Annotated in this window: 17 protein-coding genes, 1 other RNA gene and 2 pseudogenes; 16 read left to right on the top strand and 4 right to left on the bottom strand. The window is 69.6% G+C overall.

Annotated elements, in window-relative coordinates:
- Positions 1-221 precede the first annotated feature (221 nt).
- From ACFULQ_RS27375 to ACFULQ_RS27385, 3 genes are read left to right on the top strand one after another with little or no spacing between them, the layout of a single operon-like run.
- Complete coding sequence (locus ACFULQ_RS27375) at positions 222-1,079, top strand: MaoC/PaaZ C-terminal domain-containing protein (protein ID WP_383548483.1); 858 nt, start codon at positions 222-224, stop codon at positions 1,077-1,079.
- 40 nt (positions 1,080-1,119) lie between these two features.
- Positions 1,120-2,196, top strand: coding sequence for a Zn-dependent alcohol dehydrogenase (locus tag ACFULQ_RS27380; RefSeq protein WP_383548485.1), 1,077 nt, complete (start codon positions 1,120-1,122; stop codon positions 2,194-2,196).
- An 8-nt stretch (positions 2,197-2,204) separates the two neighbouring features.
- Positions 2,205-3,155 (top strand): 3-oxoacyl-ACP reductase, encoded by a 951-nt coding sequence (locus ACFULQ_RS27385; RefSeq protein WP_383548488.1) that lies wholly within the window; start codon positions 2,205-2,207, stop codon positions 3,153-3,155.
- Between the two features lie 81 nt (positions 3,156-3,236).
- On the opposite strand, the gene ACFULQ_RS27390 is transcribed toward ACFULQ_RS27385, so the two are convergent.
- Positions 3,237-3,389 carry a hypothetical protein gene (locus tag ACFULQ_RS27390; RefSeq protein WP_162952113.1) on the bottom strand — a complete coding sequence of 51 codons (153 nt, stop codon included), beginning with the start codon at positions 3,387-3,389 and terminating at the stop codon, positions 3,237-3,239.
- 633 nt (positions 3,390-4,022) lie between these two features.
- Positions 4,023-5,246: pseudogene (locus tag ACFULQ_RS27395) on the bottom strand (hypothetical protein); the annotation flags it as partial.
- A 500-nt stretch (positions 5,247-5,746) separates the two neighbouring features.
- Here ACFULQ_RS27395 and ACFULQ_RS27400 point away from each other — a divergent pair.
- The 3 genes from ACFULQ_RS27400 to ACFULQ_RS27410 are packed head-to-tail and all read left to right on the top strand — an operon-like array spanning position 5,747 to position 8,583.
- Positions 5,747-6,586 carry a Nif3-like dinuclear metal center hexameric protein gene (locus ACFULQ_RS27400; protein ID WP_383548491.1) on the top strand — a complete coding sequence of 280 codons (840 nt, stop codon included), beginning with the start codon at positions 5,747-5,749 and terminating at the stop codon, positions 6,584-6,586.
- Entirely contained in the window at positions 6,583-7,326 is a 744-nt protein-coding gene (locus tag ACFULQ_RS27405; RefSeq protein ID WP_383548529.1) for a zinc ribbon domain-containing protein, read from the top strand. The genes ACFULQ_RS27400 and ACFULQ_RS27405 overlap by 4 nt, the downstream gene beginning before the upstream one ends.
- A gap of 12 nt (positions 7,327-7,338) precedes the next feature.
- Positions 7,339-8,583 (top strand): bifunctional RNase H/acid phosphatase, encoded by a 1,245-nt coding sequence (locus ACFULQ_RS27410; RefSeq protein WP_383548494.1) that lies wholly within the window; start codon positions 7,339-7,341, stop codon positions 8,581-8,583.
- On the opposite strand, the gene eda is transcribed toward ACFULQ_RS27410, so the two are convergent.
- Both eda and yaaA read right to left on the bottom strand, forming a co-directional pair.
- Positions 8,566-9,237: a bifunctional 4-hydroxy-2-oxoglutarate aldolase/2-dehydro-3-deoxy-phosphogluconate aldolase gene (gene eda, locus ACFULQ_RS27415; RefSeq protein ID WP_383548497.1), complete on the bottom strand. Its 672-nt coding sequence runs from the start codon at positions 9,235-9,237 to the stop codon at positions 8,566-8,568. The two genes, ACFULQ_RS27410 and eda, sit on opposite strands and share 18 nt — an antisense overlap.
- Positions 9,238-9,300: 63 nt before the next feature.
- Positions 9,301-10,083, bottom strand: a complete 783-nt coding sequence (yaaA, locus tag ACFULQ_RS27420; RefSeq protein ID WP_383548500.1) for a peroxide stress protein YaaA — start codon at positions 10,081-10,083, stop codon at positions 9,301-9,303.
- A 63-nt stretch (positions 10,084-10,146) separates the two neighbouring features.
- Here yaaA and ACFULQ_RS27425 point away from each other — a divergent pair, with 63 nt between their 5' ends.
- The 10 genes and pseudogenes from ACFULQ_RS27425 (at position 10,147) to ACFULQ_RS27470 (ending at position 20,347) form a co-directional block, all read left to right on the top strand.
- Entirely contained in the window at positions 10,147-11,571 is a 1,425-nt protein-coding gene (locus ACFULQ_RS27425) for an RNB domain-containing ribonuclease (protein WP_383548503.1), read from the top strand.
- A 115-nt stretch (positions 11,572-11,686) separates the two neighbouring features.
- Positions 11,687-12,115, top strand: a complete 429-nt coding sequence (locus tag ACFULQ_RS27430) for a DUF4260 family protein (RefSeq protein WP_383548505.1) — start codon at positions 11,687-11,689, stop codon at positions 12,113-12,115.
- A complete protein-coding gene (locus ACFULQ_RS27435) occupies positions 12,108-12,683 on the top strand; it encodes a TetR/AcrR family transcriptional regulator (RefSeq protein WP_383548508.1) in 576 nt (191 codons plus the stop codon). The genes ACFULQ_RS27430 and ACFULQ_RS27435 overlap by 8 nt, the downstream gene beginning before the upstream one ends.
- 20 nt (positions 12,684-12,703) lie before the next feature.
- Positions 12,704-13,537: an AraC family transcriptional regulator gene (locus tag ACFULQ_RS27440; protein WP_383548511.1), complete on the top strand. Its 834-nt coding sequence runs from the start codon at positions 12,704-12,706 to the stop codon at positions 13,535-13,537.
- Positions 13,538-13,619: 82 nt separating this feature from the next.
- A pseudogene (locus tag ACFULQ_RS27445) lies at positions 13,620-14,339 on the top strand (DMT family transporter); the annotation flags it as partial.
- Positions 14,340-14,472: 133 nt separating this feature from the next.
- Positions 14,473-14,877: RNase P RNA component class A (gene rnpB / locus ACFULQ_RS27450), an RNA gene on the top strand.
- A gap of 129 nt (positions 14,878-15,006) precedes the next feature.
- Positions 15,007-15,141: a hypothetical protein gene (locus ACFULQ_RS27455; protein WP_383548514.1), complete on the top strand. Its 135-nt coding sequence runs from the start codon at positions 15,007-15,009 to the stop codon at positions 15,139-15,141.
- 902 nt (positions 15,142-16,043) lie between these two features.
- On the top strand, positions 16,044-16,766 hold the full coding sequence (locus ACFULQ_RS27460) for a hypothetical protein (protein WP_383548517.1): 723 nt from the start codon (positions 16,044-16,046) through the stop codon (positions 16,764-16,766).
- A 754-nt stretch (positions 16,767-17,520) separates the two neighbouring features.
- Positions 17,521-17,880: a hypothetical protein gene (locus ACFULQ_RS27465; protein WP_383548520.1), complete on the top strand. Its 360-nt coding sequence runs from the start codon at positions 17,521-17,523 to the stop codon at positions 17,878-17,880.
- Between the two features lie 634 nt (positions 17,881-18,514).
- Entirely contained in the window at positions 18,515-20,347 is a 1,833-nt protein-coding gene (locus ACFULQ_RS27470) for a protein kinase (RefSeq protein WP_383548523.1), read from the top strand.
- Positions 20,348-20,632 lie beyond the last annotated feature (285 nt).

Raw genomic sequence — 20,632 nt, forward strand, 5'->3', positions numbered from 1 at the left:
CGGAGCCAGGCGGCGGAGCCAGGTGCCGGGGGCTAGGTGTCGGGGCCAGGAGAAGCCACGGACCTGACACTCCGTCAGGAGCCTTCACAAGTGCGGTGGGCTCGGCTATACAGAGGGCGCCGGACTGGAACGCGTTCTAGATCGGCCCGTGACGACCTCGGTGCGGCCGACGGTGCGGACGGCCGTACCGGGGTCTTGGATCCGTCGCTGTCAGGAGCCGTATGCCCATCGACGCCGCCACAGCCCTCGCCGCCGAGCCCCGGACCGGCGAGATCTCCTGGACCTCGAAGGACGTCCAGCTCTACCACCTGGGGATCGGCGCGGGCATCCCCGCCACCGACCCCGACGAGCTCCGCTACACCCTCGAATCCCGGCTGCACGTCCTGCCGAGCTTCGCCACCGTCGCGGGGTCCGGGTCGCCGGGAGTGATCAGCGGTCTGTCCATGCCGGGCATCGAGGTCGACCTCGCCCGCGTCCTGCACGGCGGTCAGAGCCTCGTCATCCACCGGCCCCTCCCGGCGACGGGCACCGCCACCGCCACCAACCGGATCGCCGCCGTCTACGACAAGGGCAAGGCGGCCGTCCTGGTCCTGCGGACCGAGGTCGCGGACGCCGAGGGACCGCTGTGGACCAACGACGCCCAGATCTTCGTGCGCGGAGAGGGCGGCTGGGGCGGCGACCGGGGCCCCTCCGCCCGCCTCGACCCCCCGGCCGGCGAGCCCGACCGCACCGTCGAGCGCCCCGTCCGCGAGGACCAGGCCCTGCTCTACCGGCTCTCCGGCGACTGGAACCCGCTGCACGCCGACCCGGAGTTCGCCAAGGTCGCCGGGTTCGAACGGCCCATCCTGCACGGGCTGTGCACCTACGGCATCACGCTCAAGGCGGTCGTCGACACGCTGCTCGGCGGGGACGTGACCCGGGTGCGGTCCTACGCCACCCGGTTCGCCGGGGTCGTCTACCCGGGGGAGACCCTGCGCATCCGGATGTGGCACCGACCGGAGTCCACCAGGGTCGCCGTCAGTGCCGTGGAACGCGATGACGCGCCCGTCCTCGCCGACACGATCGTCGAACACGCCTGAAAACTCCTGAACCAGCACGCCGTACGAGGGGAGCCGCACCATGCGCGCAGCCGTACTGCACGAGATCGGCCAGGAAAAACTCGAGGTCCACGACGACGTCGAGGCGGTGGGCTTCGGGCCCGGCAGGGTGCGGATCCGGGTCCGGGCCACCGGCCTGTGCCACTCGGACCTGTCCGCGATGAGCGGGGTCCTGCCGCAGCCGGCGCCCTTCGTCCCCGGGCACGAGGGCGCGGGGGAGATCCTCGAAGTCGGGGAGGGGGTCAGCCACTTGAAGCCGGGCGACCGGGTCGTCGTCTGCTGGCTGCCCGCCTGCGGTGTCTGTCCGGCGTGCAAGCGCGGTCAGACGGAACTGTGCCTGGCGGGGTTCATGAACGCGGGCACCCCCAACTTCCGGCGCCCCGGCGGCGATGTCTTCGGCTTCGCTGGCACCGGCACCTTCGCCGAGGAGGTCGTCGTGGACGCGGGCTGCGCGGTGCCGATCCCCGACGACGTGCCCTTCGACATAGCGGCACTGATCGGCTGCGGGGTCACCACCGGGCTCGGGGCCGCGCTCAACACGGCGGACGTGGAGGCCGGTTCGTCGGTCGCCGTCATCGGCTGCGGCGGCGTCGGCATCTCCGCGATCCAGGGGGCCCGGCTCAAGGGCGCCGCCGAGATCGTCGCCGTCGACCCGGTCGCCTCCCGCCGGGAGGCCGCGCTGAAGTTCGGCGCCACCCGGGCCGTCTCCCCGGACGAACTCGCCGACGCCAAGCAGCAGGTCACCGCCGGCGAGGGCTTCGACTACGTCTTCGAGGTCGTCGGCAGGTCGGCGACCGCGCGCACGGCGTACGAGACCACCCGGCGCGGCGGCACCCTCGTGATCGTCGGCGCGGGCGCCATGGACGACTTCCTCCAGCTCAACATGTTCGAGCTGTTCTTCGACGAGAAGCGCATCCTGCCGTCCATGTACGGCGGCGGGGACGTGCTGCGCTCCTACGAGCGGACCATCGCCCTGTGGCGGGCCGGCCGCGTCGACCTGGAGGGCCTGATCACCCACCGGGTGCAGCTCAGCGAGATCAACGAGGCACTCGACCAGATGCGGACCGGGACCTCGCTCCGCACCTGCATCGAGATCTGAGGGCCCCGATGACTGTGCCACAGCCGCTCGAGGGGCTCACGGCGATCGTCACGGGCGCCGGCCGGGGGCTCGGCCGGGTCGAAGCGCTGGAGCTGGCGCGGCTCGGCGCCGCCGTCGTCGTCAACGACTACGGACAGCCCGGCCGGGACGGCTCCGGCGAGGCCTCCGCGGGCCCCGCCGAGCAGGTCGCCGAGGAGATCCGGGCCGCGGGAGGCCAGGCCCTTGCCCACATCGGGGACGTCGCCGACCACCAACAGGCCTCGGAACTGGTCGAGTTGGCGATCACGGAGTTCGGCAAGCTCGACATCCTCGTCAACAACGCGGGCATCCTGCGCGACCGCATGGTCTTCTCCATGACCGAGGGCGAGTGGGACGCGGTGATCCGGGTTCACCTGAAGGGCCACTTCAACACGACCCGGTTCGCGGCGGCGCACTGGCGGGAGCGGTCCAAGGCGGCGGGCGGGCCGGTGTACGGCCGTATCGTCAACACCTCCTCGGAGGCGTTCCTCGCCGGGTCCGCCGGACAGCCCAACTACGCGGCCGCGAAAGGGGGGATCGTCGGGCTCACCACGTCTACGGCCCTCGCGCTCGCCAAGTACGGCGTCACCGCCAACGCCATCTGTCCGCGCGCCCGCACCCGGATGACCGAGGACGTCTTCTCGGGAGCCGGCTTCGAGCAGCCGGAGTCCGGACTGGACCCGCTCGCCCCCGAGCATGTCGCCCCGCTCGTCGGCTACTTGGCGTCACCGGCCGCCGAGCGCGTCAACGGTCAGCTGCTCGTCGTACACGGAGGGATGATCGCCGTGGTCGAACGACCGCGGGTGCAGGCCAAGTTCGACAGCAAGCAGGACACCTTCACGTACGACGAACTGGACGCGCTGCTCACTCCGCACTATGCGCGGCGGCCGGCGGGGGAGACGTTCGCGGCGGCCGAAGTGCTGGGTCTCAAAAGGGAGTAGGCCAGGGAGTGGACCGATGGGAGCTGACGCGCAACGGCCCGCTCCCCGTGAGAGGAGCGGGCCGTGTGTCGTCGTCCGCCGTCAGGCTGCCGCCTCGGTCTGCTCGACCGACTTGCGGTGCCGGCCACGCGGGGCCGTCTCGCTGTCCTGGACCGAGACCGGACCCCGGTGCTTGCCGTGGCCGGTGGGCTCCTGGACGTCGGCAGTCGACTGGTTCGTGCTGGCGTCGCTCATGGAAGTAATTCACCCCGTCAACATGATCTTTCTTACAGCGGGGCGAGTTTAACCGGCACACCACGGGGCGAATCCAGGCGGCCGGACCAACCGGCACTACTTCGTTACAAGATTGCCCAACGGGGCTTGCTGCAAGGGCACGGGGCGTGGTGCGACGGGCTCCGGAGGACCGGGGTGGGAGCCCGAGCCGGGCCCACCGCCCGGCCCCTCCGGGCCCACGCCCCAGGCCCCCGTTTCCCCCGCCCCGTTTCCCCCGGCCCAGGCCTCCGTGTCCCCCCGGTCTTGCGCTTCCTCGGCGTAGGGCCCGGCTTCCTGGGGCAGAGGCCCATGCTCCCCAGCGGCGTGCCCGCCCTCCCCGCCGACGTGCCCGCCCTCTCCGCCGACGTGCCCGCGCTCCACGCCGACGGGCCCGGCGTCCCCGGTGAAGGGCCGGGCGTCTTCGGAGAGAGGCCCGCGCCCCCCACCCGCGTGCCCGCCTTCCCCGCCGACGGGCCCGGCTTCCCAGGTGAAGGGCTCGGCTTCCTGGGAGAGAGGTCCGCGCTCCCCAGCCACGTGTCCGCCCTCTCCACCCACGCGCCCGCGCTCTCCAGCCACGTGTCTGCCCTCTTCAGCCGCGTGCCCGCGCTCCTCGCCGACGGGCCCGGCTTCCCCGGTGAAGGGCCGGGCTTCCCCGGAGAGAGACCCGCGCCCCCCAGCCGCGTGCCCGCTCTCCCCGCCGACCCGCCCGGCTTCCCCGCCCACCGGCCCGGCCTCCCCCGGGACGGGCCCGGAGTTCGCCGTCGCCCACCGTGCCACCCCGCAAGGCACCCCTTCCGTGGCATACGGCAGCAGCAGTTCTCCATCCGCGGTCCACAGCCCGGCGCCCGTCAACCACCCCTCGGGCGCCGGGAGATGCTCCACCTGCCGGGCGGCGGGCCGCCACACGCCCACCCAGCTGCCCATCGGGCCGTCGATCCGCAGCGCCACCCCACAGCTCTCCGGCATCAGCACCTGCCCCGGCTGGATCGCGAACGGCGTCACCGCGCAGCCCGGCACCCGCAGGCACTCCGGGAAGCGCACCGGCAGCGTGCTGCCCAGCACTCCCCAGCCCAGGCGCGGCAGTCCCGGCGACGGCGCGTCCGAGGAGATCAGCAGCAACCCGCTGTCCGGGTCGGCGAGCAGCAGCCGGTCGTCGCTGCCGTCGGCGATCTGGAGGAGGGGCGAGACCTCGCCGCCCCGTTCCAGGTCCACCACGATCGTCTTGGTCCGCCCGGCCACCTCGCGGTCCAGGGCCAGCATCCGCCCGGACCCGTCCAGCCACACCCCGCCCGAGCAGCGCCCCGGGATCTCCGCGAGGTGCTCCGGCCCGAAGGCACCGCCCGCCACCAGCCACACGGCACTGGAGCGCCGGCCCACGGCGAGGGCGTACGCCTGCTCCCCACCCGGCGCGGGCGGCAGCAGCCGTAGGACCGTCCCCGGGTCCGGGCACTCGACGGCGCCGAGCGGCAGCTCGCCCGTCTCGGGCCCGGTCGGGTAGAGCAGCGAGAAGTTGTGCCGCCCGTCCGCGAACCGCCGGATCAGGACCCGTCCGTCACCCATCGGATGCACCTCGGTGCCGGGCTCCTCCGGCTGCCGACCCGGCAACGGCACGGCGTAGGGCTCGGGGCCGTCCAGGGTCCAACGCTCCGGGAACCAGGAGTCACCGTCCCGGGCGGCGAGGCGGGCCGCGTAGGAGCCGTCGACGGTGATGACGCACTCGGTCCGTGAAGTCCCCTCGCCGTCGGCCACCGACCAGTCCCGACGCGGAGCCACCCCGCCCTCGGCCACCGACCAGTCCCGACGCGGAGCCACCCCGTCCCCGGCGCTCCCGTACTGCATCTCCGGAGCGACCCCGCCCCCGGCACCCGCGTACTCAGCCCCCGGGGTCTCCCCGGTCTCGGCAGTCGAATACAGCGCCCCCGGACCCTCCCCGCCCCCGGCGTCCACATCCCCCGCCCCCGGAGCCACCCCGCCCTCGGCATCCGCATACTCCGCCCCCGGAGCCCCCTCACCCCCGCCATCCACGTACTCCGCGTTCACACCCCCCGTCCCCGGAGTCCCCCCGTCCTCAGCGATCACGTACTCCGTCCGTGGGTTCTCCCCGTCCCCGTCCTCGTCCGAGGCCGCGGGCTCGATGGCACAGGCCGTCATCGTCTGATCACCTCCAGCCACGAAAGTAGTTTTCGTACGCACGGGCGTGGGACGGGCGGGCTTCCGCTTCACACAAAGGGGTGGCCCAGGAACGATTCGCCTGAGGAAAACGGGGCGACTGTGCTGAGCGGGACAGCCTTGGGCGGCTCGGGTTCAACGGGGTAGACCAGGCAGGTAGCCTTTTCCCCGTGCCCCGTCTGTCTGAAGTCATCGCCGCGCTGGAGAACCTGTGGCCCGCCGAGCGGGCCGAGTCCTGGGACGCGGTCGGCACTGTCGTGGGCGACCCCGACCAGGAGGTCACGCGGGTCCTGTTCGCCGTCGACCCGGTCCAGGAGATCGTCGACGAGGCGGTGAAGCTGGGCGCGGACCTGCTGGTCACTCACCACCCCCTCTATCTGCGCGGCACGACGACCGTCGCGGCGAGCCACTTCAAGGGCCGGGTCGTCCACACCCTCATCAAGAACGACATCGCGCTGCACGTGGCCCACACCAACGCCGACACCGCCGACCCGGGAGTCTCGGACGCCCTCGCGGGCGCGCTGGACCTCCGCGTCGTACGACCGCTCGTGCCGGACCCGACCGACACGGAAGGCCGCCGGGGCCTGGGGCGGATCTGCGAGCTGGAGCACCCCCTCTCGCTCAGGGACCTCGCCGCCCGAGCCGCCGAACGCCTGCCCGCCACCGCACAGGGCATCCGCGTCGCGGGTGACCCCGAGGCGCTCGTCCGCACGGTCGCCGTCAGCGGCGGCTCCGGCGACAGCCTCTTCGACCAGGTCCGCGCGGCCGGCGTCGACGCCTTCCTCACCGCCGACCTGCGCCACCACCCGGTGTCCGAGGCGGTCGCCCACAGTCCCCTCGCGCTGCTCGACGCGGCGCACTGGGCCACCGAGTGGCCCTGGTGCGAGCTGGCCGCCGCCCAGCTCGACGAGATCTCCGACCGCCACGGCTGGGACCTGCGCGTGCATGTCTCCAGGACGGTCACCGACCCCTGGACCAGCCACTCCCCTTCACCTGGAGCCCCCAACTGAACGCCGCGCCCGCCGACCAGATCCGACTCCTCGACGTCCAGGCCCTCGACGTCCGCCTCCAGCAGCTCGCGCACAAGCGCCGCTCGCTGCCCGAGCACGCCGAGATCGACGCGCTCACCAAGGACGCCACCCAGCTGCGCGACCTGCTCGTCGCCGCGCAGACCGAGGAGAGCGACACCGCCCGCGAGCAGACCAAGGCCGAGCAGGACGTGGACCAGGTGCGCCAGCGCGCCACCCGCGACCAGCAGCGCCTGGACTCCGGAGCCGTGACCTCGCCGAAGGACCTGGAGAACCTCCAGCGCGAGATCGCCTCCCTCGCCAAGCGCCAGGGCGACCTGGAGGACGTCGTCCTGGAGGTCATGGAGCGCCGCGAGTCCGCGCAGGAGCGGGTCGCCGAGCTGACCGAGCGCGTCTCCTCCGTCCAGTCGAAGATCGACGACGCGACCGCCCGCCGGGACGCGGCCTTCGAGACGCTGGACGGCGAGATCGCCTCGGTGACCAAGGAGCGCGAGGTCATCGCGGCCGTCATCCCCGCCGACCTCCTCAAGCTCTACGACAAGCTCCGCGAGCAGCAGGGCGGCATCGGCGCGGCCAAGCTGTACCAGCGCACCTGCCAGGGCTGCCGCCAGGAGCTCTCCATCACGGACTTCAACGAGGTCCGCGCGGCCGCGCCCGACACCGTGGTGCGCTGCGAGAACTGCCGTCGCATCCTGGTGCGTACGTCCGACTCCGGTCTGTAAGGAGCCCTGGACGTGCGGGAGTTCATCGTCGAGGCGGACGGCGGCTCACGGGGCAATCCCGGTCCTGCCGGGTACGGCTCCGTGGTGCTGGACGCGGCGACGGGGGAGACGCTGGTCGAGACGTACGAGTACCTCGGCGTCACGACGAACAATGTCGCCGAGTACCGGGGGCTGTTGGCGGGCCTGCGCGCCGCGCACGACCTCGACCCGACCGCCCGCGTGCACGTCCGCATGGACTCCAAGCTGGTCGTCGAGCAGATGTCGGGCCGCTGGAAGATCAAGCATCCGGACCTGAAGCCGCTGGCGTCGGAGGCGGGGCGGATCTTCCCTCCGGGGCAGGTCACGTACGAGTGGATCCCACGCGAGCAGAACAAGAGGGCGGATCGGTTGGCGAACGAGGCGATGGACTCCGAGGGTTCGGCGAGTTCGGTACGGCAGCCGTCTTCCGGCGAGACGGGCGCTCCGGCTGAGGTGCGTGCCGCGAAAGCGGACGCCGACGTGCGTGCCGCCAAGGCTGATGCTGACGCGCGTGCCGCCAGGGCCGACGCTGACGTACGGGCTAGCAAGGCTGATGCCGACGTACGGGCTGCCAAGGCCGTCGCCAGTCCCGGTTGGGCCCCGGCCGACATGGGCGCTCCGGCCACCTTCGTGCTCCTGCGGCACGGCGAGACTCCGCTGACCCCCCAGAAGAGGTTCTCGGGGAGCGGCGGCACGGATCCCTCCCTCTCCGAGATCGGCAGGGAACAGGCCGAGCGGGCGGCCGAAGCCCTGGCCAAGCGGGGCACGATCCAGCACATCCTCGCCTCGCCCCTGACCCGTACCCGCCAGACCGCAGCCGCCGTCGCCGAGCGCCTGGGTATCGAGGTCACCATCGAGGAAGGCCTCATCGAGACCGACTTCGGCGCCTGGGAGGGTCTCACCTTCGGCGAGGTGCGCGAGCGCTACCCGGACGACCTCACCAAGTGGCTGGCTGACCCCGAGGCCGAACCCACCGGCGGCGGCGAGAGCTTCGCGGCCACGGCGACGAGGATCGCGGCGACCAGGGACAAGCTCGTGGCGGCGTACGCGGGCCGCACGGTCCTGCTCGTCACCCACGTCACCCCGATCAAGACGTTCGTACGGCTCGCCCTCGGCGCCCCGCCCGAGTCCCTGTTCCGCATGGAACTCTCGGCGGCCTCGCTGTCGGCGGTGGCGTACTACGCCGACGGCAACGCGAGCGTACGGCTCCTCAACGACACGTCACACCTGCGGCCGTAGCCGCCCCAGCCGGGAGGCCTCGCGGGCCAGCACCTCGACCCGCCCCCAGTCCCGCGCGGCGATCGCGTCGCCGGGCAGCATCCAAGTCCCGCCCACGCAGCCGACGTTGGGGAGGCTCAGGTACGCGGGGGCGTTCCCGGGCCCGATCCCTCCCGTCGGACAGAACCGCGCCTGCGGCAACGGCCCGGAGAGCGACTTCAGATACGCCGTCCCCCCGGCCGCCTCCGCCGGGAAGAACTTCATCTCCGTGACGCCCCGCTCCAGCAGCGCCACGACCTCCGACGTGGTCGACACCCCCGGCAGGAACGGCACCCCGGCCGCCCGCATCGCCTCCAGCAGTACGTCCGTCCAGCCCGGGCTGACGAGGAAGCGCGCACCCGCCGCCACCGACTCCTCCACCTGCGCCGACGTGATGACGGTCCCCGCCCCGACCACCGCGTCCGGCACCTCCCCGGCGATCGCCCGGATCGCGTCGAGCGCGACGGGCGTCCGCAGCGTCACCTCGATCGCGGGCAGCCCACCGGCGACCAGGGCGCGGGCGAGCGGCACGGCGTCGGAGAGGTCGTCGAGGACGACGACGGGGACGACGGGGGCGAGGTCGAGCAGCGAGACATGGGGGAAGGCACGGGGAGAGGCATGCGGGGAGGAGGCCATGGCGTCATCCTGCCGAAGCGGTGCGATGTGCGCAAAGGCCGTTGCGCCCTCTGCAATGGAGCTCTAGTGGATCTCGTCCACCAGCACATCCAGCGCCCACGCCTGCCCCGCCTTCGCGGGCGCCTCCGCCTCCACCACGTACCCGAGCTCCCGCAGCACCTCCACCAGCTCGGCCGGCCCCTTCGGAGCGACCCCGGCCGACAGCAGACTCCGCACCATCCGCCCCTTGGTCGCCTTGTTGAAGTGGCTGACGACCTTCCGGGTCGGCGCGTGCAGCACCCGCACCGTCGCCGTCCGCCCCGCGACCTCCCCCTTCGGCTTCCACGCGGCCGCGTACGCGGAGGACCGCAGGTCGAGCACGAGCCCGTCCCCCGCGGCCTCGGTGAGCACGGAGGCCATCGGCGCCCGCCAGTGCGTGCCCAGCGCCCCGAGCCCCGGCAGCTTCACCCCCATCGAGCAGCGGTACGACGGAATCCGGTCGGTCACCCGGACCGCTCCCCAAAGCCCCGAGAACACGAGAAGGGAACGCCCTGCACGCCTCTTCGCGGCAGCGCCTAGAGATGCCAGGTCGAGGGCGTCGTAAAGCACTCCTGTGTAGATCTCCCCGGCAGGCCGCGCACCCGCGGTCCGGAGCTCGACGTTCTTCGCGACCTCGCCCCTGAGCCCCTCGCTCAGCCCGAGCACCTCGCGCGCCTTCTCCTCGTCCCCGGCACACAGCTCGACGAGCGCGTCAAGGACGGCCTCTCGGCTCTCGTTGAGCCCGGGCAGCGACAGCGACTCCAGCTTCAGCGGGGCGCCACGACCGGAGGACGCCTTGCCTTCGGAGGGAGGCAGCAGGACAAGCACGGAGGATCTCCTTCTGTTGAGCTCCGGACAGCGTACGGCGCCCGATCTGCTTACCCTCGCTGTATGCCTCGCCGCCGCATACGTGTGACCGACGACCCGCTGCGGGCCGCCTTCACGGCGCTGCGCACCGAGCTGGGCGTGCCGTCGGACTTCCCGCCCGAGGTGCTGGCGGAGGCGGAACGAACACCTCTTCTGGAGGGCCGGGAGGACGCCACCGACATCCCGTTGTTCACCATCGACCCACCCACCTCCACCGACCTCGACCAGGCGATGCACCTCGCGCGGCGGGGCACGGGCTACCGCCTGCGGTACGCCATCGCCGACGTAGCCGCTTTCATCGCACCGGGCGGCTTGCTCGACGCGGAGACGCATCGACGGGTGATGACCCTGTACTTCCCGGACACCCGCGTTCCGCTCCACCCGCCGGTGTTGAGCGAGGGCACCGCGAGCCTGCTCCCGGACCAGGTGCGCCCGGCCGCGCTGTGGACGATCGACCTGGACGGGGAAGGCCGTGAGACTGCCGCCGAGGTCCGCCGCGCCCTGGTCCGCAGCCGCGCCAAGCTGAACTACGAGGGCGTGCAGAAGGCGATCGACACGGGCACTGCCGAGGAACCGCTTCTCCTGCTGCAGGAGATCGGTGAGCTGCGGGAACGGCTGGAGGTCGAGCGCGGCGGGATCTCCCTGCGGGTCCCGGAGCAGGAGATCGTGGAGCGGGACGGCGGGTATGAGCTGACGTATCGCGCCGGGGTGCCGGCCGACGCCTGGAACGCCCAGATCTCCCTGCTCACGGGCATGGCGGCGGCGGACCTGATGCTGACGTACGGCACGGGGGTGCTCCGCACGCTCCCGGCGGCCCCGGACGGTGCGGTGGGTCGCCTGCGCCGTACGGCGCTCGCCCTCCACATCGACTGGCCGCACCACGTGTCGTACGCGGCGCTGGTCCGCTCCCTGGACCCCGGGGTCCCGTCGCACGCGGCCTTCCTCCAGGAGTGCACGACGTTGCTGAGGGGCGCGGGCTACACGGTCTTCCGGGACGGTATCCGGCCCTCCCTCACCACCCACGCGGCGGTCGCGGCCCCGTACACCCACTGCACGGCACCGCTGCGGCGGCTGGCCGACCGGTACGCGTCGGAGATCTGCCTGGCGGCGGTGGCGGGGGAGCCGGTGGCGGAATGGGTGCTCGCAGCTTTTGATTCCCTGCCCCGCGAGATGTCCGAGGGCGGCCGGCGCGCGGCCGCGGTGGACCGGGCGTGCGTCGACCTCGTCGAGGCGGCGGTGCTGAAGGACCGGGTGGGGGAGGTGTTCGACGGAAGCGTGGTGGACGTGGACGAACACCGGCCGGGGGTGGGGACTGTGCAGTTGGAGTCGCCGGCGGTCATCGGCCGGATCGATGGGGAGGGGGTGTCGCTGGGGGAGCGGCTGCGGGTGAGGGTGGTGCAGGCGGATCCGGGGCCGGGGGTGGCGAGGGTGCGCTTCGCGCCTGCGTGATCTACGTGTGCGAGGCCGTCGAGGCCGTCGGGGGGCCCTGTCCTTGACGGCTAACGGTGTTAGCCCTACGGTTGCGGCTAACGCTGTTAGCTACTCGCGCTTGTCGGAGGGGATCATGAGTGCTGTCACCGCCAAAGCCCGCCTGAACAAGGGCCGAGTTCGCACCCTCACCGTCGTCCGCCGTACGGCCTGGCTCGCGGGCGCGCTGTTCTGGTCCGCGTTCGCCGTCCTGGAGGCGATGAACCACGGCTGGCTCGCCGGCACCCTCGCTCTCGCCTTCTTCGTCCTCCCGGACCTGACCTTCCTGGTCGCACTCGACGAGGCGCCGGCGATGGAGAAGGGGCAGCTGCCGCCGCGCGCGGTGCCGTACTACAACGCGCTGCACCGGGCGCTGGTCCCGCTGGCGCTGATGGCTTTGTACGCGGTTGGCCCGGTGGCCTGGCCCCCGGCGTTCGCGGCCCTGTGCGGCTGGCTCGCCCACATCTCGTACGATCGCGCCTTCGGGTACGGGCTGCGGACGAAAGAGGGTTTCCAGCGTGGCTGAGGGCGAACCGGGAGAGCCGGCCGGGGCCGTCGTAGCGCGTGGGCGGGCTGACCGTCTCACCCCCCGCGCCCGGCAGATCGCGACCGCCGCACGCGAACTGCTGGAGGAGTCCGGCCCCACCGCGCTCACCCTGCGGGCCCTCGCCGACCGCCTCGGCATCAAGGCGCCCTCCCTCTACAAGCACTTCCCGGACAAGCAGGCCGTGGAGGTCGAGCTGATCGCGCAGATGCTGGAGGAGTCGGCGCAGGCGCTGGAGGCGGCGGAGCGGCGAGCGCCCGGCTCCCTCCCGGCCCTGGCCGAGGCCTACCGGGCGTACGCCCTGGCCCACCCCCACCTCTACTGCCTCAGCACCGAACGCCCCCTCCCGCGCCCCGCGCTCCCCCCGGGCCTGGAGGACCGCGCCGCGATGCCCCTGATGCGGGCCTGCGGCGGCGACCTGGACCTGGCCCGCTCGGTGTGGGCCTTCGCCCACGGCATGGTGATCCTGGAGATCCACGGCAGGTTTCCGGACGACGCGGACCTGGACGCGGCATGGAAGCGGGGCCTTCAGACGTTGCACCCTCAGTAGTCGTGGTCGGGGGTGTGGGGATGAGCGCACGGGAACAGGCCCTGTGGACGAGAACCAGGCTGGGCCGCTGCGGCCCGCCCCTGGACCTCCTGACGGCCCGCTTCGACAAGCACATCTACGCCCCGCACGCCCACGACGAGTACACGATCGGCGTCTGCGTGGGCGGCTCGGAGATCATCGACTACCGCGGCGGCCACATCCGCACGGGCCCCGGCTCGATCGTCGTCCTGGCGCCGGGGGAGATGCACACGGGCGGCCCGGGAAACACGACGGACGGCTACGCCTACCGAGCCCTCTACGCGGCACCCGCCCTCCTCACGGACGGCTCTCCCGACGAGTCCCTCCCGCACTTCCGGGACCCCCTGCTGGACGACCCGGAACTGGCCGCGGCCATCCTCTCGGCCCACTCCGAACTGAGCGTCTGCCCGGACCCGTTGGAGGCCGAGTCCCGCCTCCCCTGGCTCCTGACGGCCCTGGCCTGCCGGCACTCCACGGCGCGCGTGGAGACCTGCGCGATCCCCGGCGCGGCGGCGGTGGCACGCGTGGTCCGCGACCGCCTGGCCGACGAAATGCTGTCACCCCCGTCCCTGGCCGACCTGGCGACGGACCTGGGCCTGTCCCGCTACCAACTCCTCAGAGCCTTCCGTACGACGATGGGCGCGCCGCCGTACGCATGGCTGGCCCAGTACCGGGTCGGCAGAGCGCGGTGCCTGCTGGAGTCGGGCCTGCGCCCCTCCGAGGTGGCGGCGCTGGTGGGCTTCGCGGACCAGGCCCACCTGACACGCTGGTTCCGCCGGGTGCTCGGGGTGACCCCGGCGGCGTACCGCAACAGCGTTCAAGACGCGAGCCGCTGAGGGCGCCGACGATGTCCGCATGACTGCACGCGGCTGGTTCCTGTTCTCCCTGATGGGAGTGGTGTGGGGCATCCCCTACCTGATGATCAAAGTGGCGGTGGACGCCCCGCTGTCGGCGGCGATGGTGGTGTTCGTACGCTGCGCCCTGGGCGCGCTGCTCCTGCTGCCGTTCGCGATCAGGCAGGGCGGCCTTGTGGATGTCGTACGGTCGCACTGGCGCCCCATGCTGGCCTTCGCGGTGATCGAGATCATGGGCCCCTGGTACACGCTGACGGACGCGGAACGCCACCTCTCCAGCTCCACGGCCGGCCTGCTGATAGCGGGCGTACCGATAGTCGGCGTCCTGCTGGCCCGCTACTTCGGCGACACGGAGAGCCTGGGGGCTCGGCGGGTGACGGGCCTGGCACTGGGCCTGGCCGGGGTGGGATTCCTGACCGTCCCGCACCTGACCGGGGGTGACGCGAAGTCGATGGCGGAGGTGCTGGTGACGGTGGTGGGGTATGCGACGGCCCCGCTGATCGCGGCGCGGTGGCTGAAGGACATCCCGTCGCTGCAGCTCACGGCTCCGTGCTTGGCGCTGGCGGCGGTGGTGTATGCGCCGGGGGCGGCACTGACCTGGCCGTCTTCTCTTCCTTCGACCTCGGTCCTGGCCGCGCTGGCAGGCCTGGGAGTGATCTGCACGGCGGTGGCGTTCGTCGCGTTCCTGGAGCTGATCAAGGAGGTCGGCCCGACGAGGGCGACGGTGATCACGTACGTCAACCCAGCGGTGGCGGTGGCGGCGGGGGTGCTGTTCCTGTCGGAGCCGCTGACTCTCGGCGTGGGCGTGGCCTTCGCGCTGATCCTGACGGGCTCGGTCCTGGCCACCGCGGGCCCGGTCCGCGTCACCGCCGAACCAGCCTGCACCGAGTCCCCGGTAACATGGTCCCCACGGCAGACGAGCCGGGCGGACGGCCGCGTGGAGTCCCCTCTTGGAGGACCCCCCGAGGAACGTCCGGGCTCCACAGGGCAGGGTGATGGCTAACGGCCACCCGGGGTGACCCGCGGGAAAGTGCCACAGAAAACAAACCGCCCGGCGCTTCGGTGCTGGGTAAGGGTGAAACGGTGGTGTAAGAGACCACCAGTGCCCAGGGCGACCTGGGCAGCTAGGTAAACCCCACCCGGAGCAAGGTCAAAAGGGAGCGCCTTGGCGCTCCTGCGGGGACGTTCGAGGGCTGCCCGCCCGAGTCCCTGGGTAGACCGCATGAGGCCTGCGGCAACGCAGGCCCTAGATGGATGGCCGTCTCCCCGGCCGCCGCGAGGCGGCTGGGTGACAGAACCCGGCGTATAGCCCGACTCGTCTGCCATTTGGGCTCCGACCCAGTCTTATAGCCTGGTCGGGCCCTTTATCGCGTCGGCGCGCTTCCAGCTTCTGACTGGGCCCGTGCAAGCGTGCACTGCCCGCTCAGTCGGTGGGCAGCCTATCGGTGCCGATGTCATGGCGCATTGCGGCGCGAACAGCGGTCAGGGCTTCCATCACCTCGTGGAACGCGACTTCGTATCCTTCATCGCCGTTCGACACCCCCAGGATGGTTGCCTCTCGTGCCCGACGGACGCTACGAAAGTAGTTCAGCGCCGGCTCAACAACAGCACGCGGTGCGAAGACCTCCAGCTGGTACCGGATCTCGTAGCACCTCGCGAAGCTCTGCCTTGCTGCGATCTTGCGTTCAGCCTCTGAACGGCCGTGAACGGGGCTATATGAGACGGAAACTGAGAGGGACGGCCATCACGAGTTCACTGGTCACGCACCCAGAAGCGTGTTAACGATCACCGTGCTCGCCACAGTTCCACGTGACGACACCTTTGCCGTTGGGTGTAGCCGCCGGGTACGCCGACGCTGACGGAACTCCAGAACGGCTCGGCCTCGCGGAAATGGCCGCCGCCTGTGTGCCATTGGACTTCTGAGTGCCCATGGCGCAGCGACCGGAGAGCGGCTGAGGCAAGGCCACAACGTTTGTAGCCTTCGTACGAGTGAGGAGCCTCAACCCAGCCGATCTTGCACAGCTCACAGACCACGTACTCGACCTCGAAAGCCAGGTCGGATAGGACGTAGGCCGCTCGGATGCGCCAGCCTGTTCGCTCGTAGTAGCCGGCGGGCCGGTCCACCCAGGGTTCCGATGGGGTCGCGGTCCCGTCGAAGTGGTAGGAGGCAGGGTTCATCAATCGGCGGAGCCGGTCCCGCAAGGTCGGCTGGTCGGGCCACTCCCGTACCCAGTGGACGCGGTCAGATCGGCGCGCTACAGCGCGGATTGCCGTCTCCCTGTCAGCCATGCTCTCCCCTCTCCGTGCCCTGAAATTGCCCTCGACCATGGTCGGGTGCCGGGGAGGCTGCTGTACAGCACACCGTGTGACTGGGCTGCGGCGCCCTCACTCATAGGGCCGCGGTCTTGATGAGGGAATCCATCCCGGCGGACTCTTGGCGAGGAGGCTGTTCGGGCCGCTGCAGGGAAATATCGAAGGAGATAGTCGTGTGAACGCCCTCTCGGTAACGCTGGTCTCGGCATTGACTTCAGGTGTGATCTCCATGGGGCTCGTGTGGCTGACGGGCCGACAGCAACGGCTAGATATCAAGCGCACTCAACGCGAGAACCACAACATGTCGTACCTCAACCCCCTGAGGTGGCACACCGCTGAAGCTCACCATCGGCTCTCTCTCTACGCCACTGCCGTCGACCGTCACGGCTGTTATCGGCCTGCTCAGCTCGTCAACAAGCCGCAGGACATCGATAACAAGGACGCTGATTGGTTCGCCGGGACGGGCGTGGCGCTGGTTTCCAGCATCTGGATGATCGCATGCCTGTTCGCCCAGATGACTCGCGCCCGTAGCGACATACCATTTCTGCGATTACCCGGAAGGGACGACACAAGATTGGCCGCTCTGATATTGAAGGTCCATGTAGCATTCGCTCTGTGTGACGTCTACTACGCAACACAGACCAGCCTCGGCACCGACGTCATTCTCGAACCCGATGGACGACTCCGAAGTTACAGAGAGTTTTGCGATCTCCTTTCGCAACCGGATCGAAGAGTGTGGGCTGACCCCCTCATCTGGTTCCACCTCACCATCGCCAACGGTGAACGTCGCCCTGACCTTCAGCGCGTCTTGGGGGCACTTCAGGAACTGTCCGGCTTCCTCGACGACAGCCTTGCCGGTGGTGCGTCACTACGAGCGCGCTGGGATGCGGAGTTGTAGAGCAGGCCCATGACGGCTGGTCCGTGACGATGGCTTCCAGTCCCTCAGCCTGGACGCTCGAGTGCTCGACAGGCAGACGCTCAGCTGACCAGCGGCGAAGCAGCTCCGGTGTACTGTCCGACCGCGATGCAGAATCCGTTGTTCCCCGTGATGCTCCGCCAGATCTGGCACGCATCTGGCACATCAGTAGCAGTGCAGGTCGGACCTCCGCTTCACTGTGGGGCAACAGCGCCTCTTCGACGCCCGCGGCGCCGGCGCCAGCGACGAGCAGATGCGTGGGATCATCGCCGAAGGATTCGAGGAAGTATATTTTCAGGACGACGGAGGACGCGCGCTTGGGCTCTCGGACGTGCAACTAACGACGGCCGCCGCGCCGTCTCGGTGTGCACGCAGCGCTGTGTGACGGACCCGCGTGAAAAATCGAGGTCGGGTCCGATTCTGTCCGGTCGCAGAGTCTGCGGCCACAAGGACATTATCGAGACCAAGCCCCCCGGAGATCTCTACCCGTGCATCGGGAAAAATCCCGCTGGGCTTCGCAGCGGCGGCACCTGGGCAGCCTGGGACCGATTGAATTGCGGCACATTGTGCAGCGCGTCATACTGATCTCATGGATCAAGGGATTGCCGCCATCTTGGGTGCCGTCGCCGGTGGCATTGGAGCCATCTTAGGTTCTGTGTGCGCTACTCTCCTCCAAGGAAGATCCGAGCGGAAACAGTGGCAGCGCCAGAGTCGCCGAGACATATACGCCGCCTTCGTGACAGCAGTCGAGCATGCCATCGACTCGGCTAATGACGCCGAAAAAGCGCTAAGTGCTCAACCGCCGGAAATGCTCTCGGCGAAAACAAAGGCCAGCGAAGTGCGGTCACATGTAGATGAAGCAGATCGCCTGGCGACGTTGATTAGCCTAGAAGGTTCTTCAAAAGTCGCAGAATATTCAAGGGGTATCATTTCTGGGCTTGAGGATTGGGCATCAAGCCTGGAATCTTGGGTCAGAGCGGCGGAAAACGGCAAGAATACCACGAGATATGCTAACGATGCAGCTGAGGGGATCAAAGCAGCCAATCGATGGGCCTCTGACTTCATGAAAGCAGCGAAAGAGGCTCTAGCTGCCTGATGTGACACGTCAATTTATACGGCGTGGCTCTGCAACATCGCTCACTGACTTGATCAGCTACTTTTCGTCGAAGACGAGCTCCTTGGGATCACAGGGGAGAGGATGAACAGCGGGTTACCTCAGTGAGCTGGTGCTGATTGGCCGTCTCGCGCAGACGCTCCTCGGTGACCGAGAAGCATGCCGCTGGGCCCGGAGCCTTACTGCCGCGGCCGGCGAGGGCGACGTAACGGTCGTGGGCACCGACGCTGCGGGGGAGGAGGTAGCTGGTCCGGGGGCCGGGCTGGTGGCGGTGACGATGTTAGGGGTGTTGCGCTCGTCGTCGCAGCCAAGCCAGGACAGCAGTTCGTCTGCGGCCTGGCCAGCGCAGGAGGCTGGCTGGTGCATCTCGGGGCCGCGGGGCGGGCGGTATTGGGTCTCCAGGTGTCGATGTCACCGAGCCGCGGCCAAGCGCCACCGCTGCAGTTGCTTCGCACCCTTCGCTGGCGCAGTGAGCAGTCCACGCTAACGATCCCGCCGCACATCCTCGCCTGGGCGGCGGCGCGTGTCTGTTGGCTGCGCAATTCGATTTGGGGGTATTTGTAGTTTTCGATCGAAGATCATGAGCTCTTGATGTCTCGCGTTATGGAGGTCCGCCATGGCGGAGGGCGACGGTGCCGAGCGCCTGGTAGCGGGGCGGTACCGGCTGCTGCACAGGCTAGGGGCCGGGGGGATGGGGCGGGTATGGCTCGCCTACGACCAGGTACTCGAATGCGAGGTCGCCCTCAAGGAGCTTGCTCTCCCCGCAGGGGTTCCAGAGGAACAGCTAGGACCCCGGATTGCCCGTGCGCGAGTCGAGGCGCGCCATGCTGCCCGACTGCGCAGCCATCCGCACGTCGCCACCGTGCACGACATCGTGGAAGAAGACGGCCTGCCCTGGATTGTGATGGGATTCGTGCCTGGGGCAAAGGATCTCGCCGAGACGGTGCGTGACCACGGACCGCTGTCTCCCGCCCAAACTGCACGAATCGGTGTGGCCGTGCTCGACGCACTGACGGCAGGCCACCAGGCCGGGATCCTGCACCGGGACGTCAAGCCAGCCAACATCCTACTGACTGGACCTGACCCACTGGCCCGAGATGGCGCAGCAGATGGGCAAATCTTGCTGACCGACTACGGCATCTCGCTGCAGCCGGACTCGGGCCAGCAACGGCTGACCACACCATCGGAGCTCGTCGGAACCCCAGAGTTCCTGGCACCAGAGCGTGCCCGCGGAGTGGCACCAAGCCCAGCTTCCGACCTCTTCTCACTGGGCGCAACCTTGTATTACGCGGTGGAAGGGAGCGGGCCATTCGACCGGCCGACACCCTATGAGTCCCTGGCGGCGCTGCTCTTCGAGGAACCCCCACCGCCTTCCCGGGCCGGGGACCTGGGGCCGGTCCTGACCGGCCTGATGGCCAAGGATCCCGAACAGCGGATGCAAGGCGACGAGGCGAGGCGCGCGCTCGCCACACTCACCGTCACGCCAGGTGAAGAGCCAGCCTCCCGGCCGACTCCTGGCTCACCGCTGGCCGAAGAAAGCCATTCCCCTGCGGAGGCTCCGTCGCAACTGCGGCATCGCTGGCAGCCCTTCTTCCCTCCCGATATCTCCCACGACAAGCACCTTTCAGGTCGGCGTTGGGGCATCATCGCCGCTGCACTTGTCCTCATCGGCGGCATTTGGGCGGCGGTCACACTGTTCGACAGCCCGGACGCCAAAACCCCGAAGGCCGAACCGGTCTACGCGGGTCAGGTCGGACTGACCCGCCAACTAAAACCCGGGGACTGTCTCGGCGGCACCTGGCCCGACGGAAGACTCAAAGGCCTACCCAAATTGAAAATCGTGGACTGCAAGACGTATCCAGACGGCCAGGTCCTGGACGCGAACGCAGCCACGTCCCTGGACGACGCGAGGAGCAACAGCCCAGGGATCTGCACGGGTCTGTTGCGAGATACCCTGCGCAAAATGATCGACGTGCAGCCCTTCGCGCTGGTCCCCAGCGAGGCAGGGTGGAACAACGGCGTGCGGAACACCGCGTGCCTGCTCTTCGGGAAGACCGTCAGCCTCTACGGCCCGGTGGGTGACTATCGGAAACAGGGGGAACAGATCTTCGTCGAGAATAGCTCAATCGGCGACTGCTACAACACCAAGAAACTGGAAGAGAAAAACTACGCTCATCTCCTAGTGAACTGCAACAAACCGCATGAATTTCAGGGCCTGGGCTACGTCAAGGCTCCCCAGGACCTGAAATTCGGTGCCTGGGGCGCTTATTACGACCTGTGCACCAAGCGGTATGGGTCCTACAAAAGCTCCACCCGTGATCTGTACGCCTGGATCCACGCCGAGGACACCTGGAACCAAGGCTTTCGATATGTAATGTGCATGCTCGCGATGCCTGAAGAGGGCCAGAAGCTCCCGCCTGGCTCGTCCGTATCGACACCAAGTGGCTGAACTGGTTCGGTGTTGTCCCGCGCCGGATGAGGTCGGCGCAGCGGGTTTGGCCGGTGGCCTGCCCAGTCTGGGGTCGAGCATGATCAGGGGGCCGTCCGCTGGTTGGCCACTCGGGCAGGCTCTATACCTGACCGCAATGTGCACGAGTGGCCCCCTGGTCTTGGCGGGACCCGGACCGGGGAGGTGGCTAAGAGGTCGTTTTCTCCCGTTGTTTCATCCCGGAATCTTCTATTTGGTCTGCGGTGTCGGGTCGCGCCAGGAGATGGTGTTCTCGCGGGTGAGGCG

Origin of the sequence: Streptomyces sp. NPDC057253, assembly GCF_042669125.1 — a bacterium.
Taxonomy (GTDB): domain Bacteria; phylum Actinomycetota; class Actinomycetes; order Streptomycetales; family Streptomycetaceae; genus Streptomyces.

What these genes read in the sequence shown, in the direction of transcription:
- ACFULQ_RS27375 (WP_383548483.1), top strand. Translation starts at nt 222, where the DNA reads ATGCCCATCGACGCCGCCACAGCCCTCGCCGCCGAGCCCCGGACCGGC.
- ACFULQ_RS27380 (WP_383548485.1), top strand. Translation starts at nt 1,120, where the DNA reads ATGCGCGCAGCCGTACTGCACGAGATCGGCCAGGAAAAACTCGAGGTC.
- ACFULQ_RS27385 (WP_383548488.1), top strand. Translation starts at nt 2,205, where the DNA reads ATGACTGTGCCACAGCCGCTCGAGGGGCTCACGGCGATCGTCACGGGC.
- ACFULQ_RS27390 (WP_162952113.1), bottom strand. Translation starts at nt 3,389, where the DNA reads ATGAGCGACGCCAGCACGAACCAGTCGACTGCCGACGTCCAGGAGCCC.
- eda (WP_383548497.1), bottom strand. Translation starts at nt 9,237, where the DNA reads ATGGCCTCCTCCCCGCATGCCTCTCCCCGTGCCTTCCCCCATGTCTCG.
- ACFULQ_RS27425 (WP_383548503.1), top strand. Translation starts at nt 10,147, where the DNA reads ATGCCTCGCCGCCGCATACGTGTGACCGACGACCCGCTGCGGGCCGCC.
- ACFULQ_RS27430 (WP_383548505.1), top strand. Translation starts at nt 11,687, where the DNA reads ATGAGTGCTGTCACCGCCAAAGCCCGCCTGAACAAGGGCCGAGTTCGC.
- ACFULQ_RS27440 (WP_383548511.1), top strand. Translation starts at nt 12,704, where the DNA reads ATGAGCGCACGGGAACAGGCCCTGTGGACGAGAACCAGGCTGGGCCGC.
- ACFULQ_RS27455 (WP_383548514.1), top strand. Translation starts at nt 15,007, where the DNA reads ATGTCATGGCGCATTGCGGCGCGAACAGCGGTCAGGGCTTCCATCACC.
- ACFULQ_RS27470 (WP_383548523.1), top strand. Translation starts at nt 18,515, where the DNA reads ATGGCGGAGGGCGACGGTGCCGAGCGCCTGGTAGCGGGGCGGTACCGG.